The 17,017-nt window shown below is 70.1% G+C and carries 14 protein-coding genes; 7 read left to right on the forward strand and 7 right to left on the reverse strand.

Annotated elements, in window-relative coordinates; translation table 11 throughout:
- The first annotated feature begins 426 nt into the window (after window positions 1–426).
- The 3 genes from ACH5AC_RS24530 to ACH5AC_RS24540 all read left to right on the forward strand — a co-directional run bounded on the left by ACH5AC_RS24530 (window position 427) and on the right by ACH5AC_RS24540 (window position 5,442).
- Window positions 427–1,572, forward strand: a complete 1,146-nt coding sequence (locus ACH5AC_RS24530; RefSeq protein ID WP_398864608.1) for an LCP family protein — start codon at window positions 427–429, stop codon at window positions 1,570–1,572.
- A gap of 320 nt (window positions 1,573–1,892) precedes the next feature.
- Window positions 1,893–3,629, forward strand: a complete 1,737-nt coding sequence (locus ACH5AC_RS24535; protein WP_398864234.1) for an LCP family protein — start codon at window positions 1,893–1,895, stop codon at window positions 3,627–3,629.
- Between the two features lie 172 nt (window positions 3,630–3,801).
- On the forward strand, window positions 3,802–5,442 hold the full coding sequence (locus ACH5AC_RS24540) for an LCP family protein (RefSeq protein WP_398864235.1): 1,641 nt from the start codon (window positions 3,802–3,804) through the stop codon (window positions 5,440–5,442).
- Between the two features lie 7 nt (window positions 5,443–5,449).
- On the opposite strand, the gene ACH5AC_RS24545 is transcribed toward ACH5AC_RS24540, so the two are convergent.
- Entirely contained in the window at window positions 5,450–6,493 is a 1,044-nt protein-coding gene (locus ACH5AC_RS24545) for a glycosyltransferase family 2 protein (RefSeq protein ID WP_398864237.1), read from the reverse strand.
- Window positions 6,494–6,626: 133 nt separating this feature from the next.
- Between ACH5AC_RS24545 and ACH5AC_RS24550 the strand changes: the two genes are divergently transcribed.
- A complete protein-coding gene (locus ACH5AC_RS24550) occupies window positions 6,627–8,099 on the forward strand; it encodes an LCP family protein (RefSeq protein WP_398864238.1) in 1,473 nt (490 codons plus the stop codon).
- 529 nt (window positions 8,100–8,628) lie between these two features.
- Here ACH5AC_RS24550 and ACH5AC_RS24555 read toward each other — a convergent pair.
- Both ACH5AC_RS24555 and ACH5AC_RS24560 read right to left on the reverse strand, forming a co-directional pair.
- A complete protein-coding gene (locus tag ACH5AC_RS24555; RefSeq protein ID WP_398864239.1) occupies window positions 8,629–9,261 on the reverse strand; it encodes an HAD family hydrolase in 633 nt (210 codons plus the stop codon).
- On the reverse strand, window positions 9,254–10,525 hold the full coding sequence (locus ACH5AC_RS24560; protein ID WP_398864240.1) for an LCP family protein: 1,272 nt from the start codon (window positions 10,523–10,525) through the stop codon (window positions 9,254–9,256). Before ACH5AC_RS24560 ends, ACH5AC_RS24555 begins: the two co-directional genes overlap by 8 nt.
- A gap of 120 nt (window positions 10,526–10,645) precedes the next feature.
- On the opposite strand from ACH5AC_RS24560, the gene ACH5AC_RS24565 reads away from it, so the two are divergent.
- Window positions 10,646–11,203, forward strand: a complete 558-nt coding sequence (locus tag ACH5AC_RS24565) for an acyl-CoA thioesterase (protein ID WP_398864241.1) — start codon at window positions 10,646–10,648, stop codon at window positions 11,201–11,203.
- A 180-nt stretch (window positions 11,204–11,383) separates the two neighbouring features.
- On the opposite strand, the gene ACH5AC_RS24570 is transcribed toward ACH5AC_RS24565, so the two are convergent.
- From ACH5AC_RS24570 to ACH5AC_RS24580, 3 genes are all read right to left on the reverse strand, one after another.
- Window positions 11,384–12,388 carry a tyrosine-type recombinase/integrase gene (locus ACH5AC_RS24570; RefSeq protein ID WP_398864243.1) on the reverse strand — a complete coding sequence of 335 codons (1,005 nt, stop codon included), beginning with the start codon at window positions 12,386–12,388 and terminating at the stop codon, window positions 11,384–11,386.
- Between the two features lie 7 nt (window positions 12,389–12,395).
- Complete coding sequence (locus ACH5AC_RS24575; protein WP_398864244.1) at window positions 12,396–12,974, reverse strand: hypothetical protein; 579 nt, start codon at window positions 12,972–12,974, stop codon at window positions 12,396–12,398.
- 171 nt (window positions 12,975–13,145) lie between these two features.
- Window positions 13,146–14,303: an acyl-CoA dehydrogenase gene (locus tag ACH5AC_RS24580; RefSeq protein ID WP_398864245.1), complete on the reverse strand. Its 1,158-nt coding sequence runs from the start codon at window positions 14,301–14,303 to the stop codon at window positions 13,146–13,148.
- 195 nt (window positions 14,304–14,498) lie between these two features.
- Here ACH5AC_RS24580 and ACH5AC_RS24585 point away from each other — a divergent pair, with 195 nt between their 5' ends.
- Window positions 14,499–15,848 (forward strand): UDP-glucose dehydrogenase family protein, encoded by a 1,350-nt coding sequence (locus tag ACH5AC_RS24585; RefSeq protein ID WP_398864247.1) that lies wholly within the window; start codon window positions 14,499–14,501, stop codon window positions 15,846–15,848.
- A 114-nt stretch (window positions 15,849–15,962) separates the two neighbouring features.
- Here the strand turns inward: ACH5AC_RS24585 and ACH5AC_RS24590 are convergent, their stop codons facing one another.
- On the reverse strand, window positions 15,963–16,466 hold the full coding sequence (locus ACH5AC_RS24590) for a CGNR zinc finger domain-containing protein (protein WP_398864249.1): 504 nt from the start codon (window positions 16,464–16,466) through the stop codon (window positions 15,963–15,965).
- A 110-nt stretch (window positions 16,467–16,576) separates the two neighbouring features.
- On the opposite strand from ACH5AC_RS24590, the gene ACH5AC_RS24595 reads away from it, so the two are divergent.
- On the forward strand, window positions 16,577–16,936 hold the full coding sequence (locus tag ACH5AC_RS24595) for a VOC family protein (RefSeq protein WP_398864250.1): 360 nt from the start codon (window positions 16,577–16,579) through the stop codon (window positions 16,934–16,936).
- The last annotated feature ends 81 nt before the right edge of the window (window positions 16,937–17,017 follow it).

The raw sequence follows: 17,017 nt of genomic DNA on the forward strand, positions 1-17,017 counted from the left end.
ACCACCCCCCAGGTCATGCCTTCGACAGGGGGCAACAGTCATGCCGGGCCCAGAGGCCAGCGGCCCCGTTGCGGAGCCGCGGAAAACATAACGGGGCGGTGCGGGTGGGGCGGGTGCGCAACTCGGCGCGACGAGGTGCCTCCCCCACTCTCGGCTTCGCTCGAGCGGGGGGACCCCCACCGCCCACCCGTGCCGCCCTGGGGGTACCTCCCAGGCCCTTGCAGCACTGGGGGAGGCACGACTGCCCGCAGCTACGCGGACTACAACACCACACGCCCCACCGCCGCCCCGCCCGCACCCCCTCACCCGTTCGGCCCACCCCCGCCCGCACAGTCGGGGCTCCCGCGCCATGGTCGTAGGTGCAGGCGTAACTCGTCCGTACCACTGGGAGGGGTGGTTGCCGTGGCTGGTGGCAGGGGTTCCGGGGTGTGTGGGGGTGGGGCCACCGGTACCGGGGCCGGAGGCATACGCCGGCGGCGGCGTCGGTGGGTGTGGGGCGGGGTGGCCGGGGTGGGGGTGGTGGTCGTGGGGGCGGGTGTCACCGTGGCCGTGCTGTACGCGCGGCTCGACGGGAACATCACCCCGGACGAGGCGGCCGCCGCCGAGCTGGCCCGGTACGAGAAGGAGCGGCCCACCGTGCTCGTCAAGGGCGCGCGGAACATCCTGCTGATCGGGTCCGACTCGCGGAAGGGGGACGGCAACGGGCGCTACGGCCGCGACCCGGGGACCGAGCGGTCCGACACCACCATCCTGTTGCACCTGGACGCCGGGCGGCGCAGCGCGACCGCCGTGTCACTGCCGCGCGATCTGATGGTGGAGGTGCCGAGCTGCCGCAGGCCCGACGGAACCCGCACCGAACCCGTGTTCGCCATGTTCAACCACGCCTTCGAGACGGGCGGCTCCGCCTGCACCGTCCGTACCGTCGAGAAGCTGACGGGCGTACGCATCGACCACCACGTCGTCGTCGACTTCAGCGGGTTCAAGAAGCTGGTCGACGCCGTGGGCGGGGTCGAGGTGTGCCTGAGCCGGCCCATCGACGACAAGGCCGCCCAACTGAAGCTGCCCGCCGGGCGGGTCACTCTCAACGGTGAGCAGGCCCTCGGGTTCGTCCGGGCCCGGAAGACGCTCGGGAACGGCAGCGACACCGACCGCATGGAGCGGCAGCAGCGCTTCCTGGGCGCCCTCGTCAACAAGGTGCGCGGCAATGACGTCCTGCTGAACCCGGTGAAGTTGTATCCGGTGCTCGACGCGGCCACGTCGTCCCTCACCACCGACCCGGGGCTGGCGAGTCTGCGCGGTCTCTACGACCTTGTGCGCGCCGTGCGTGACATTCCCGCCGAACACATGCGCTTTCTGACCGTTCCGCGGGAGTCGTACGTCCACAACGCCAATCGTGACCAACTCGAGGAGCCCGCGGCCGAGGAACTCTTCCGGCGGCTGCGCACCGACGCGCCGATCGAGGTCCGGGACACAGGGGACGCACAGGAATCCACCGGGAACACCGCCTCCGGCACCTCCCCGTCCGCTCCCGCCTTTCGCGGCCGCACCGCATCCGAGGACGCCTGCGGGTAAAGCGCTTGCCAAAACGCGGTGGGGACATGGCGCGTAAGCGAACTCCAGTTCAGGGAATTAGGGCGAATTGCCCGGTTGTAGGGACGTGGAGTTTGTCACCGTCGTCGCTGGATGCCGATCTGGCCGGATAGTGTGAGCGACCCGGTGCACCCACCCGGCCACGACGCCCGTCCCGGAAGAGCCGAGCGTCGAGCGCCGAGTGGCAGAAGTGACCGAGAGACCTAGCGACTGAGTGACCGACTGAGTGACCTGGATCGACTCGAGCGCCTTGGACGAGGGGGGAAGGCGCCGCGTGGCCCCGACGGAGGATTCGGACAACCGTGGACGCGCAAGGCCGTGGGCGGGCGGACAACATCGACCCCGCAGACCAGTGGGTGCTCAATCCGGACACCGGCGAATACGAACTGCGACTGACCCCTTCCGCACCGCAGTCGGCGGTCCCGTCACCCCGTAGAGCCCCTTCCGGCTCCGGGGCGCGCGGCCGGACCGCGACCCCCGAGCGGGAGCGGCAGCCGGAGGTGCCGGGACCGCGCCGGCGCCGTGGCACGCCCGCCGACGAACCGCTGCCGGGACGGCGCGGACGCCGGCCGGTGAAGAAGAAGGGGAAGGCCAGGAAGGTCCTGCTGTGGACCGGCGGGACGATGGCCTTCGTGCTGGTGGCCTCCGTCGTCGGCGGCTATCTGTACCTGGAGCACCTCAACGACAACATCAAGTCGTACTCCGACGACGGTGCGAGCACGGGTGGCTTCAAGAAGGACCAGGCCATCAACATCCTGCTGATCGGCACGGACAAGCGCACCGGCGCGGGCAACGAGGGCTACGGCGACAAGGGCAGCGAGGGCCACGCCGACACCACGATCCTGCTGCACGTCTCCAAGGACCGGTCGAACGCGACCGCGCTGAGCATCCCGCGCGACCTGATCGTGGACATCCCGGACTGCCCGACCGAGCAGGAGGACGGCTCCACCAAGGTCATCCCGGGCGAGTCGGGCGTCCGCTTCAACATCAGCCTCGGCCAGAACGGCCGTACGCCCAGCTGCACCGTGCGCACGGTCACCGAGCTGACCGGTATCCAGGCGGACAACTTCATGGTGGCCGACTTCAACGCGGTCAAGACGCTGACCTCGGCGGTCGGCGGTGTCGAGGTGTGCCTCGACAAGGACATCAACGACCGGGACTCGCATCTGAACCTGCCCGCGGGCACCCACACCATCGAGGGCGAGCAGGCGCTGGCGTTCGTGCGCACCCGGCACTCGGTGGGCCTCGGCGGCGACCTGAGCCGGATCCAGATCCAGCAGCAGTTCCTCGGCTCGCTGATGCGCAAGCTGAAGTCGAACGACACCCTCACCAGCCCCACCAAGATGATCAAGCTGGCGGAGGCGGGCACCAAGGCGCTGGCCGTCGACGAGCAGCTGAAGGACTTCAACAAGCTGAAGGACCTGGGCCTGGAGCTGGGCAAGCTCAACGTCAAGAACCTGACCTTCGTCACCGTCCCGGTGGTCGACAACCCGGCCGAGAAGGTCAAGGTCACCGTCGTCCTCAACCAGGAGACCGCGCCCGCCGTCTTCCAGATGATCCAGGACGATGTCTCCTTCACCGAGGTGCAGCAGCAGGAGAAGGCGTCCAAGGACGCGGCGGCCGCGGAGGCGGCGGCCCGGCTGAAGGGCACCCAGTCCGCGGCCTCCGCGGTGCGGGTGCGGATCCTCAACGGCGGGGCCCCGGCGGGCAGCGCGTCGCAGACCCTGGGCTGGCTGCAGAACAACCAGGGCGTCACCAAGTCCGAGAACGCGGGCAACGCGGACGCGGAACTGGCCAAGACGACCCTGGAGTACGCGCCCGACCAGGCCGACCAGGCCCGCAAGCTCGCCGCCATCATGGGGCTGCCCGGCACGGCGCTCAAGCCGGGCGAGAGCGTCACCAACGCCCAGGGCCTGCCGACGATGACGCTGACGCTGGGCAAGGACTTCAAGGGCGCGGGCGTCTCGCTCACCGCACCGACGAAGGTGCCGGACACGGTCGACAGGTCCACGGCGGACAAGGTGCAGTGCGCGAAGTAGGCCATGCGGTAGGCCATGTAGCGCACGCGGGCCGTACCAAATAGCGGTCAAGTGATCGTCCGGCCGTGACGCGACGGCCTCGTCACACGTCTTGTACAACGTGGACGCGGTCCCGTGCGTCTCATCAACGCGGGGAGAACCCGCACGCGGCGCGGCTGGAGGGGTAGGGGAAGTGGCGCAGAGCAGTGTGCGGGGGGAGGCACCCGCGGCCGAGGACACGACGTCCACGGCGCCGAAGGCCCAGCAGGCCGGGCAGGCCGAGGGCGCCGACGGGCGCGGCGGCACGGGCCATCGGCCCCCGCGCCGCCGGCGCGTGCTGCGCTGGTCGGCGACCGTGCTCGCGGTGGTGATACTCGGCACCGCGGGAGCCGGTTACCTCTACTACGAGCACCTCAACGACAACATCAGGAGCGACACCCTCTACCTCGGCGACGCCAAGAACCGGGTGGAGCGGACCAAGGCGAACGCGGCCGGGCAGACCCCGCTGAACATCCTGCTGATCGGCTCCGACGCACGCGACACCGAGGAGAACCAGAAGCTGGGCGGCGCCCGGGACACCTTCGACGGGCCCCCGCTCGCCGACGTCCAGATGCTGCTGCACGTCTCCGCCGACCGCTCCAACATGTCGGTGATCAGCATGCCCCGCGACACGCTGCTGGAGATCCCCAAGTGCACCGACCCCGACGACGGGGAGGAGTACCCGGCGAGCAACGGCCGGGTGATGACGAACGAGTCGCTCAGCCGCGGCGGCCCCGGCTGCACCGTCGCCACCTGGGAGCAGCTCACCGGCGTCCGTATCGACCACTTCATGATGATCGACTTCGCGGGTGTGGTGTCGATGGCGGACGCCGTCGGCGGCGTGCCGGTGTGTGTGGACGCCAACGTCTACTCGCACACCTCCACCGGCAAGGGGTCCGGGCTGCGGCTGAAGAAGGGCACCACCTACATCAAGGGCAAGCAGGCCCTGCAGTGGCTGCGCACCCGCTACGGCTTCGAGGACGGCAGCGACCTCGGACGCGCCAAGGCCCAGCACATGTACATGAACGCGATGGTGCGTGAGCTGCGCGCGGGCGCCAAGCTGAGCAGCCCGAACAAGCTGCGCAGGCTCGCCGAGGCGGCCACGAGGGCGATCACCGTCGACGAGGGCCTGAACAGCATCAAGAAGATGTACGACCTGGCGGGCGAACTGCAGAAGGTGCCCACCGACCGCATCACCATGCTCACGATGCCCAACCGCTACGTCGGCAGCCGGGTGGAGCCGACCGAGGACGCCGAGCAGCTGTTCCGGCTGGTGCGGGAGGACATCGCCCTGGACGGCAAGGACGAGAAGAAGTCCGCCCCTTCGGCGTCCCCCTCCCCCACCGTGGCGGACCCGGCCGCCGCTCCCGGCGAGATCGCCGTGCAGGTCCTCAACGGCACCGCCACCGACCTGCTGGGCGCGGCCCGCGGGCGCGCCTCCACGGTGGCCGGGCAGCTCACCGCCAAGGGCTTCGCCAGGGCGGTCGCGGACCGCTCGGCGGCGGTCTCCGAGGCGACGACGGTGGTGCGGTACCCGAGCGCGGATCTTGAGGGCGACGCGCTGGAGGTGGCGAAGGCCCTCGGGATCCCGCAGAGCGCGGTGAAGCGGTCCACGGATGTCTCCGGTGTCACCGTCGTCGTGGGCGCGGACTGGCGGGAGAACGGGGCGTACCAGGTGCCCGAGCAGAGCGACGAGGTGCCGGAGGCGACGGAGATGATGAACGCCTCCGACTCCGGCCAGTGCATGCAGGTGAACCCGGCCTTCACCTGGACGGAGGAGGAGACCGGGTCCTGACGCAGCGTCAGCCGGCGGTGAGCACCGCCGGGCGGCGCGAGGCGATGACCTTCCTGGCCAGCGACCTGGGGCTGGTCAGGAAGCCCCACCCCCACGACATGTGCATGGTGGCGAGGGCGACGGGGATCTGCAGCCGCGCCTTCAGCGGCAGCCCCTTGCCGGCCGGGACGGAACCGGCGACGATCGCCGCGAGGTACCCGCCGGGGATCAGCAGGCCGAGGGGGGTGACCAGGGCCCCGACCACGAGCCCCGCCGCGATCGCGCACACCGCGGTCGGCGGGGCGAGGTAGCGCAGGTTGATGGAGCCCGCGTGGTACCGGGCGACGACGTGCCGCCAACGGCCGTAGTCCTTGTACTGCTTGGCGAGCGCCTTCACGCTCGGCCGGGGCCGGTACGACACCTTCAGCTCGGGTGAGAACCAGATGAGGCCGCCCGCCTCCCGGATCCGAAAGTTCAGCTCCCAGTCCTGGGCGCGGATGAACTCCTCGTTGTAGCCGCCCTGTTGCTCCAGCGCCTCGCGGCGGAAGACACCCAGGTACACGGTCTCGGCCGGGCCCGCCTCACCGCCCGTATGGAAGGAGGCGTTGCCGACCCCGATCTTCGAGGTCATGGCGGCGGCGACGGCGTGCTCCCAGTCGTTCTCACCCTCGGCGTGCATGATGCCGCCGACGTTCTGCGCGCCGGTCTCCTCCAGGAGCCGTACCGCGGTGGCGATGTAGTTCGGGGAGAGCATGCCGTGCCCGTCGACGCGGACCACGATCGGGTGGCGGGACGCCTTGATCGCGGCGTTGAGCGCGGCGGGCGTACGACCGGTGGGGTTCGGCACGGTGTGCACGCGCTTGTTCTCGTCGGACGCGGTTTCGGCCACGAGCTCGGCGGCGATCTCGTCCGTGCGGTCCGTGGACGGACCGAGGGCGATCACGACCTCCATCTCGCCGGCGTACTCCTGCGCGAGGATCGCTTGGACGGCTCCGCGCAGATGCCGCTCCTCGTTGAGGACGGGCATGATGACGGACACGGCGGGGAGCTGCACGTCGGGCTTGGCGTTCATAGGGGGCTCACGTTACCGCGAACGGGGGACACGCCGACGCCCGCCGGGTGCGCTGCCGCCGGTCGACGATCGTATGGGCCTACGGTTCTGACGGCTCCCCCAGCCCCGCCCGGCCGTCGCCCGGAGGTGTCCCATGCCCGCCGCCCCACCGCCTCGGTCCCCGTCCCGCCGGCCGCCGCGCCGCGTCCCGCCGCGTCCGCCCGTACGGCGCAAACGGCCGCGCTGGGCCATGCGGGCGGCGACCACGCTGTCCGTGGTGGTGCTGGCGGCGGCCGGGATCGGGCATTCGCTGATGACGAGCCTGGACTCCGACATCGCCCGGGTCGATCCCTTCAAGGACATGAAGAACCGTCCCCGGGTCGGCCACGGCATGAACGTGCTGCTGGTCGGCACCGACGGCCGGGAGAACGTCCCGGAGGCCGAGCGAAAGCGCTACCGGCTGGGCGGCGCGCCCTGCCACTGCACCGACACGATCATGATCGTGCACATCTCGGAGGACCGGGAGCGGGCCAGCGTGGTCAGCCTGCCGCGCGACTCGTACGCCGAGACGCCCCCGCACACCGACCGGACGACCGGGGAGAAGCACCGCGGGCACCCGATCAAGCTGAACGCGGCGTACGCGGAGGGCGGGCCGCAGCTGACGGTCCGTACGGTCGAGGCCATGACGCGGGTGAAGATCGACCACTATCTGGAGGTCGACTTCACCAGTTTCATGAAGACGGTGGATGTGCTGGGCGGGGTGGAGATCTGCACGGCGAAGCCGCTGAAGGACTCCTACACGGGCCTGGATCTGCCGCCCGGCACCCACACCCTCAAGGGCGGCGACGCGCTGCGGTACGTCCGCTCGCGGCACGCGGACGGCTCCTCCGACCTCGGCCGGATGGAGCGCCAGCAGCGCTTCCTGGCGGCCCTGGTGGACCGTGCCACGTCCTCAGGGATCCTGCTGAACCCGCTGAAGTTCCGGGAGGTGACGCGGGCGGTGCTGGGCTCGGTGCGGGCGGACCGCGGCTTCGGCACGGACGAGTTGCTGGACCTGGGGCGCGCGATGCGCAGGTTCTCGCCGAGCTCGTCGGAGTTCATGACCGTGCCGATCGGGAAGATGGGGCACGTGGTGCCGGGCATCGGCTCGACCCTGAAGTGGGACCCGGTGCGGGCGGAGCGCGTCTTCCAGGCCCTGCGCGACGACAAGCCTCTCGCGACGACGAGCCCTCGCCCGCGCGACACCGCCGTCCGCGTGCCGGTGGCCCCCCAGCAGATCCGCGTCCAGGTCGAGAACGGCACCCGGACGCCCGGCCTGGCCCGGCGCGTGGACACCGCCCTCGCGGCGACGGGCTTCGCCACGACCCGCCGACCGGTCACCTCCACCTCACAGGACGTACGCCGCACGATCATCTCCTACGACCCCCGCTGGGACCGCTCCGCCAAGTCCCTCGCGGCGGCCCTGCCGGGCAGCGAACTGCGCGAGGCGAAAGGCCAGGGCCCGACCCTGAAGGTCATCGCGGGCTCGGACTTCCACGACGTCCGCAAGGTACGGGCCCAGGAGCCGCCGACGACGCCGGGCGGCGAGCCGAGCGTGGTACGGGGGGACGAGGCGGGGTGCACGTGAGGCGAGTCACTGGCGAGGACCGGCGGGCTATGATGCCGCGCGCGGCAAGGCGTCGAGGCGGACCACTGGCTGGCCCGCGAGACCGCGCCCGGCGAGACACCGAGGCAGAACGCCGACGGACCCATGAAACCCCACTCAGCGCGGCACCGAAACGGACCGCCAACAGGCCGCGAACGGGCCAGCCGCCGACGCCACCCACCGACAGGCCCACAAGACCGCGCCCGCCAAGACACCGAGGCAGAACGCCGACGGACCCATGAAACCCCACTCGGCGCGGCACCGAAACGGACCGCCAACAGGCCGCGAACGGCCAGCCGCCAACGCCACCCACTGGCGGGCTCGCGAGACCGCGCCCGGCGGGGAGCCGAGGCGGATACGCCGACGGGCTCGTGAAGCCGCGCGCGGCGGACCGCTGAGGTCGACCGTCGGCGGGCCTGGCCGCGCGGTCGGCGGTAGACCGCCGAGGCGCGCCACCGGCCGACTCACCTAGCCGCGAGCGGCCGGCGGGGCACCTGCGTGACGTGGGTGCCTACGGTGCGAGCAGCGGGGACAGGGCCTGTTCCAGGTCGGCGGGCTTGTGGAAGTGCACGGTGTGCATGCCGAGGGCGGCGGCTGCCTCGATGTTCTCCAGGGTGTCGTCGACGAAGAGGCAGCGGTCGGGGCGTACGCCCGCGCGGGACGCGGCGAGTTCGTAGATGCGCGGGTCCGGCTTGGCGAGGCCGACGCGGGCGCTGCTGATGACGTGGTCGGCGAGGTCGGTCAGGCCGAGGGCGGCCAGGTCGGCCTCCAGGCCGAGGGTGGCGTTGCTGACCAGGACCAGGGGGACGCGGACACGGGCCCGGCGCAGCAGGGCCACGACCGTCTCGTCGGCGTGGAACGGCGACTCCAGCAGGGTGGCGCCCAGCTCCCACGCGGTGTCGTCGTCGACGAGCCCGGCCAGGCCCCGCGCGATGGCCGCGACCCACTCCTGCTCGGTGATCCGGCCCAGCATCAGCGGCAGGTCGGTCTCCGGGGCGAAGGCGACCTTCATGGTGGTGCCCTCGGCGAGCCCGGCGGCGCGTTCCAGCGCGGCCAGCGCGGAGGTGTCGTAGGACCGGATCACGTTGTCGACGTCGCAGAGCACCGCGTCGAAGGAGGGCCCGTCGGCGGGCCGGTCAGCCACCGGTCACCGTGACCTTCTCGTCGTTGTTCAGCTGCTGCACCAGCTGCTTCACCTTCGCCTTGTCCCAGACGAGGTTGGAGCCGGAGGAGCCCGAGATCGGCATGTTCATGGACGTGCCGTCGCCGCCGTTGACGCCCTTCATCGCCCAGAACATGGAGGCCAGGTCCCACAGGCCCATGTCCTTGTCGACGATCAGGGAGTCCAGGCCCGCGCCCATCGTCGGGTACAGCTTGAAGGGGTTGAGGACGGTGCCCGGGGTGGCGACCTGGTTGGCGAGGGCGGCGAGGAACTTCTGCTGGTTCTTGGTGCGGTCCAGGTCGGAGCCCGCGAGGGCGTAGCGGGTGCGGACGAAGGCGAGGGCCTCCTCGCCGTTCAGGGTCTGCTTGCCCTCCTCGAAGTCGGCGCCGGACTTGGTGTCCTTCATGCCGCCCTTGGGGATGTCGATCTCGACGCCGCCGACCGCGTCCACGATGTTCGCGAAGCCCGCGAAGCCGATCTCCACGTAGTGGTCGATGCGCAGCCCGGTGTTGAACTCGACTGTACGGACCAGCAGTTCGGGACCGTCCATGGCGTAGGCGGCGTTCAGCTTCACATGCCGGCCGGTGCCCTTGTACGTCTTGCCGGACTCGGAGCCGACGAAGGTCGGGATCTCCACGTCGGAGTCGCGCGGCAGCGAGATCAGCGTGTCGCCGTTGTCCCCGACGTGCAGGATCATCATCGAGTCGGTGCGCTTGCCCTCGGCGGAGCCGGTGTGCAGCTTCTTCTTCTCCTCGGCGGACATGCCCTCGCGGCTGTCCGACCCGACGATCAGGTAGTTGGTGCCCTCGCCGCCCTCGGGCCGGTCGATGACCTTGGACAGGTCGACCTCGCGGTTGAGCTTGGAGTCGGCCCAGAAGTAGGTGCCGACGGTGGTGACGACCAGCACGGTCGTCACGGTGATCGCCGTCCACTTGACGCGCTTGCGCCAGTCCGGTGCGGAGCGCGGGGCGCCGCCGGCCCCGGGGGCGCCGGGGCCGCCGCCGTAGACCTGGCCCGTGTTGTAGCCGCTGTCGTACCCGGACAGCTGGGCGTTGGTGAAGTCGCCGTGTCCCTGACCATTGACGTACGACGGCTGCGGCGGGACGCCGGGGCGCTGCGGCGGGGCGCCCTGGCCGCGGCGGACCTGGCGCATGACGCGCGGGCTCTCCGGCTGGGCGCTCGCACTGCCGGAACCGTACCGGTCGCCGCGGTTGTCGCCGGACCATCCCTGGGGCCAATCGTTCATGGGCCCAAGTGTGCCGGGCGGGGATGTGTGCCGTACAAGGGCAGTCGGAAAATCAGACCCCCGCTGTTGCCAAGCTGACACAAAGTCCCGGCTTGTCCGCCTCGGCATAAGGTGGAGGTCATGACAGATCAGGTCACCGCAGCGGACTCGGGCATCCCGGAGATCCCGGGCAAGCCCACGTCCGCCTCCCGCACCACCCTCAGCCACATCATGACCCACAACGACACCAACCTCCTGGGTACGGTGCACGGCGGTGTGATCATGAAACTGGTCGACGACGCGGCGGGCGCCGTGGCCGGCCGGCACAGCGGGGGTCCCGCGGTGACGGCCTCCATGGACGAGATGGTCTTCCTGGAGCCGGTCCGGGTAGGCGACCTCGTCCATGTGAAGGCCCAGGTGAACTGGACCGGTCGTACCTCGATGGAGGTCGGCGTACGCGTCCTCGCCGAGCGCTGGAACGAGTCCACCCCGGCCACCCAGGTCGGCTCCGCCTACCTGGTCTTCGCGGCCGTCGACGCCGACGGCAAGCCGCGCCGCGTCCCACCGGTGCTCCCGGAGACGGACCGCGACCGCCGCCGCTACCAGGAGGCCCAGATCCGCCGCACACACCGCCTGGCGCGGCGGCGGGCGATCAAGGAGCTGCGGGAGAAGCGGGCGGCGGAGGGTTTCGAGGACTGAGCATCTCGAACCAGAGAAGCTTTCCGGCCGGGCGGTCGTAGGGCCCCTCCGCGACCGCCCAGCCGCCTCAGCAGTCGGCGTACTCCTGCGGCTCCCTGAACGGCCGATGCAGAACGGAACCGACCTGTACGCGCTCGACATCGGCAGGGCCCACTTCGTGCAAGCGGCCGGGGCTTGGCCCTATGCGGACGCCACAGCAACGATGCCGGACACGCCTGTTACAGCAGCCGTCCGCCGATTGACTCCCAAGGCGCCGTCGATCGCAAGCCGCGCGCGGTCAGGGGCGTCCGGCAGGAGATCCGCGTAGTACCGCTCCGTGAAGCTCACCGACGTATGCCCCAGCCATGCTGAAACCTCTGAGATCGGCACCCCTTGACTGAGAAGTGACGCAGCGTAGAAGTGCCGGAGGCTATGGGGCTTGAAGTAGTCGACGCCGGCAGCAGCAAGCGCAGGACGCCAGATCCTTCCATACCAGTAGTACGGGTAGAGCAAGCCAGTGCCTGTCGTGTTGCTGAACAGCAGTTCCTCCTCACCCCAGGTGACGTGGTCCCTGAGGTGACGGCGCAAGGCAAGAGCCACTACGTCTGGGAGCGGTACGCGGCGCCCTGCCTCCCCGTCCTCCCGCCACTTGACGTGCCGCAGTCGCATGCTTCCGTATCGCCCCGAGCCGGTGTCCCGGTCGCAGGCGACCTGCCGGTCGACAGTGATCAGCCGGTCCGTGAAGGAGATGCGGTCACGACCGATTCCCATGGCCTCGCCGAGCCGCAGGCCGCAGCCGGCCAGGAGCCAGAGCATGCCCCGATACCGCTCCGGAGCAGCCGCGATAACGGCGAGCACCGTTTCGGTGCTGGGGATGTGGACCTCCGCACGCTGCTCCCGATGCGCCCGTGAGCGGCTGCCGGGGAGCTCCACCGGGCTGCACGGATTGGCATCGGTCACCCCCTGCTCCATCGCCCAGCTGAACACCGACCTGAGAATGTTGAACCGGAATCGGACGGTGGAGTGCTTGTAGCCACGGTGGTTGATCATCCACTCCACCCACATCTCGATATGTGCCGAACTGATGCCCTTGATGCCCTCGGCGCCGAAGAACGGCTCGACAGCCCTGGTCAGCAGTGTCCGGTACTGCTTGATACTGCTGTTCTCCACCCCTCGGGTGGTGGCCCATCGTTCGAAGACCGTCACAAGCGGCTCATCGCCCGTCAGTCCGGTCCCGATTTGTGACACGTGTGTCGTCCCCCTCCAGATGCCGCCTGGCCTTGTCGGTCAGGCGGTCCGCTGGCTTGCCCGGCGGTCCGTCGAGGAAGCCCATGGCGCGTGCTCGCCGGATACGGCCGCTGATGGTGTTCCGGCTGAGTCCCCACGCGGTCGCCAACCGTGTGACGGGGCTCCGGTAGCCCTGGTGCACCAAGCGAACGTACTCACGGGCCACCAAGGCGTATTCACGTTCCGTCACGACCCGGTTGAATACCGCCGCAGCGGTGGCCCCATCGGCTGGCCAACCGAGGCGGGCCCGCACTTCCTTCGCCGTCCTGCGGATCTCTGCCAGGGAGATCGAGCGCATGAGCTCCGCCGTGATGCCGTCCGTCGCGACCGTAGTGTGCGGGTCCTCGGGTGGATCAATGCGGAGGCTCGTCGGGCCGTCCCATGGGGCGCTGAGCAGGGTCACGACGGTCAGCTTCCAGCCGTGCAACTCAGCTTCATGCACAAGCTGTTCACCGTCCAGATGCCACCCCTCGGGCAAGTCCCCATATGAAGATGCTGCGGTCACAGGTCGAAAGTAGCGCGGCTTCGACGGCCGCCGTGTGCCGGGAGGTCCCCGGCCACGCGAGAAGACTAAGAGGCAAGACACGGCATATGCCGGGTTCCGTGTACTAGCTCACTGAAAAGAGTGAAGGGTGCCCAGACACCGGGCACCCTTCGATTGTCAGCTCACGAGCCGTTAAGGCAAATTACGCGCCATGACCACCCGCTGAATCTGGTTGGTTCCCTCGTACACCTGAGTGATCTTCGCGTCCCGCATCATGCGCTCCACCGGGTAGTCGCGGGTGTAGCCGTAGCCGCCGAGGAGCTGGACGGCGTCGGTGGTGACCTCCATGGCGACGTCCGAGGCGAAGCACTTGGCCGCCGCGCCCTGGAAGGTCAGGTCGGAGTCGCCCCGCTCGGACTTCGCGGCCGCGGCGTACGTCAGCTGGCGGGCGGCCTCGATCTTCATGGCCATGTCGGCGAGCATGAACTGGATGCCCTGGAAGTCGGCGATCGCCTTGCCGAACTGCTTGCGCTCCTGGACATAGCCCTTGGCGTAGTCGAAGGCACCCTGGGCCACGCCCAGCGCCTGGGCGGCGATGGTGATGCGGGTGTGGTCGAGGGTCTTCATCGCGGTGGCGAAGCCGGTGCCCTCCTCGCCGATCATGCGGTCGGCGGGGATGCGTACGTTGTCGAAGTAGACCTCGCGGGTCGGGGAGCCCTTGATGCCGAGCTTCCTCTCGGGGGCGCCGAAGGAGACACCCTCGTCGGACTTCTCGACGACGAAGGCGGAGATGCCCTTGGAGCGCTTCGTCGGGTCGGTGACCGCCATCACCGTGTAGTACTCGGACTCGCCCGCGTTGGTGATCCAGCGCTTGACGCCGTTGAGGATCCAGTGGTCGCCGTCGCGGACCGCGCGCGTCTTCATGCCGGCCGCGTCCGAGCCCGCCTCCGGCTCGGAGAGGCAGTACGAGAACATCGCGTCGCCCTTGGCGAGCGGGGTCATGTACTTCTTCTTCAGCTCCTCCGAGCCGGAGAGGATCACCGGGAGGGAGCCGAGCTTGTTCACCGCGGGGATGAGGGAGGACGAGACGCAGACGCGGGCGACCTCCTCGATCACGATCACCGTGGCGAGGGCGTCGGCGCCCGCGCCGCCGTACTCCTCGGGGACGTGCACCGCGTGCAGGTCGTTGGCGACCAGCGCCTGAAGGGCCTCACGCGGGAAGCGGGCCTCCTCGTCCACCGCGGCGGCGTACGGCGCGATCTTCGCCTCGGCCAGCGAACGGATGGCGTCGCGGAGCATGTCGTGCTCCTCGGACGGGCGGTACAGGTCGAAGTCAGCCGATCCGGCCAAGGTCTCTCACGCTCCAAAGACGCAGTGGTGCTGACGCTAATTACCGTTAAGTAATACAAATTTTAGAGGTCTGCTCACGGCCCGCATACGTGAGCTTGGCGACAGAGGGGAAACTGCCCGATGAGGGGCCCGGCCACGCCCCCGATATGCTCGCGGGCAGCGCATCGAACGACGACATCCAGTCCAGGAGCACGCATGGCCGCCGCCCTCAGGATCACCGTGATCGGAACCGGCTACCTCGGGGCCACACATGCCGCGGCCATGGCCGAGCTGGGCTTCGAGGTGCTCGGACTCGATGTCGTTCCCGAGAAGATCGCCATGCTGGAGCGCGGCGAGACCCCGATGTTCGAGCCGGGTCTTCAGGAGCTGCTGCGCAGGCACGTGGCCGGGATCCCCGGGGCCAGCGGGCGGCTGCGGTTCACCACCGACTGGGCGGAGGTCGGCGCCTTCGGCGACGTCCACTTCGTCTGTGTGAACACCCCGCAGAAGCACGGCGAGTACGCCTGCGACATGTCGTACGTCGACTCCGCGATCGCCTCGCTCGCCCCGCACCTGACCCGGCCGGCCCTGGTCGTCGGCAAGTCGACCGTGCCCGTCGGCTCCGCCGACCGCCTCGCCGCCTACCTCGCCGCGCACGCGCCCGCCGGGGAGGGCGCCGAGCTGGCCTGGAACCCGGAGTTCCTGCGGGAGGGCTTCGCCGTCGACGACACGCTGCACCCGGACCGGATCGTGGTGGGTGTGCGCAGCGAGCGGGCCGAGAAGCTGCTGCGTGAGGTGTATGCCACGCCGGTCGCCGAGGGGTCGCCCTTCGTCGTCACCGACTTCCCGACCGCCGAGCTGGTGAAGACCTCCGCGAACTCCTTCCTCGCCACCAAGATCTCCTTCATCAACGCGATGGCGGAGATGTGCGAGGCGTCGGGCGGCGATGTCGCCAAGCTCGCCGAGGCCATCGGCTACGACGACCGGATCGGCAAGAAGTTCCTGCGGGCCGGTATCGGCTTCGGCGGCGGCTGTCTGCCGAAGGACATCCGGGCCTTCATGGCGCGCGCCGGTGAGCTGGGTGCCGACCAGGCGCTGACGTTCCTCCGCGAGATCGACTCGATCAACATGCGCCAGCGCGGGCAGATGGTGGAGCTGGCCCGGCAGGTGCTGGGCGGCGGTCCCTTCCTGGGCCGGCGGGTCGCCGTGCTCGGTGCGACCTTCAAGCCGGACTCCGACGACGTACGGGACTCGCCGGCGCTCAACGTCGCCGGGCAGATCCACCTCCAGGGCGGCCAGGTGACCGTCTACGACCCCAAGGGCATGGCGAACGCCCGCCGCCTCTTCCCGACGCTCGGGTACGCCGACTCCGCGCTGGACGCGGTCCGGGGCGCCGACGTCGTCCTGCACCTCACCGAGTGGCGGGAGTTCCGCGAGCTGGATCCGGCGGCGCTCGGGGAGGTCGCGGCGGGCCGGGTCATCCTCGACGGGCGCAACGCGCTCGACCCGCAGCTGTGGCGGAAGGCCGGCTGGACGTACCGCGCGATGGGGCGTCCCACCGCGTAGCCGGACCGGCGACGCAGTCGCACAGGGACATGGCCGGACAGGCGACGCCGGTTCGGCCGAGGCTCAGTCGGCCGAACCGGCGTCTGGCTGCATTCTGCCGCACCCGTCTGTGTGTCAGGGCGCCTTCGCCCGGTAGCGCCGCATCTTCTCGCGGGCGCCGCACACCCGCATCGAGCACCAGCGGCCCCGCCCGGCCGGGCTGCGGTCGTAGTACGCCCAGTGGCAGGTGACGGCCTCGCACGCCTTGAGGCGGGTCCAGGTGCCCTCGACCAGGGCCTCGGCGACGGCGGTGGCGATACGGCTGAGCAGCGGGCCCTCGTCGGCCCGCAGCGACGCGGAGCCGTCCCGCTCGTCGACCGCCAGATACAGGGGCGCCGCCGCCAGCAGCTCGCCCAGCGGGGTCACCGCGCGATGCGGCGGGTGGCCGGCGTGGGCCAGCAGGACCGCGCGCAGGGACTCACGCAGTTCGTGCGCGCCCGCCACATCGGCCTCGGTCAGCCCGAAGCGCGCCCGGCCGTCCGCCGTGTCGAGCGCGTCGGCGCCCGACTCGATGTCCAGCGTGTTCACCAGGGCCTCGACCAGCGCCAGGCCGCCCGGTGCGGACGCTCTCTCACTCATGGCGTGCACGCTACCTTCCGGCGTTTCCCTTGCGACGTTACTCCCAAGGGTGCAGCATGGGGTAACGCGGTTACCCTCAAGAGGCCGCTAGAGGTAACGAGGAGGAAGTCATGGCTCTCGCCAAGCTGGGTGCGGTCGTCCTGGACTGTCCCGACCCGCGCGCGCTGGCCGGGTTCTACGCCGACGTACTGGGCGGCACCGTCGAGGGGGACGGGGAGTGGGTGGACCTGAAGGTGCCCGGCGGTCAGCCGCTGGCCTTCCAGGCGGCCCCGGGTTTCGTACCACCACGGTGGCCGGCACCCGACCACTCGCAGCAGTTCCACCTGGACCTGACGGTGGACGACCTCGACGCGGCCGAGAAGAGCGTGCTCGCGCTGGGCGCGAAGATCCTGGACGCGGAGGACCGCTCCCGCGGCTGGCGTGTGTACGCGGATCCGGCGGGGCATCCGTTCTGTCTGTGCGCGGGCTGAGGAGGAGGTCGGGCTGCTGCGCGGCGAATGACCAGTCGAGTCGCTGACTTCTTGTGCTGCGAGGGAGCCAAGTGGCACCGT

Origin of the sequence: Streptomyces sp. NPDC018693 (genome assembly GCF_044391385.1) — a bacterium.
Classification (GTDB): domain Bacteria; phylum Actinomycetota; class Actinomycetes; order Streptomycetales; family Streptomycetaceae; genus Streptomyces.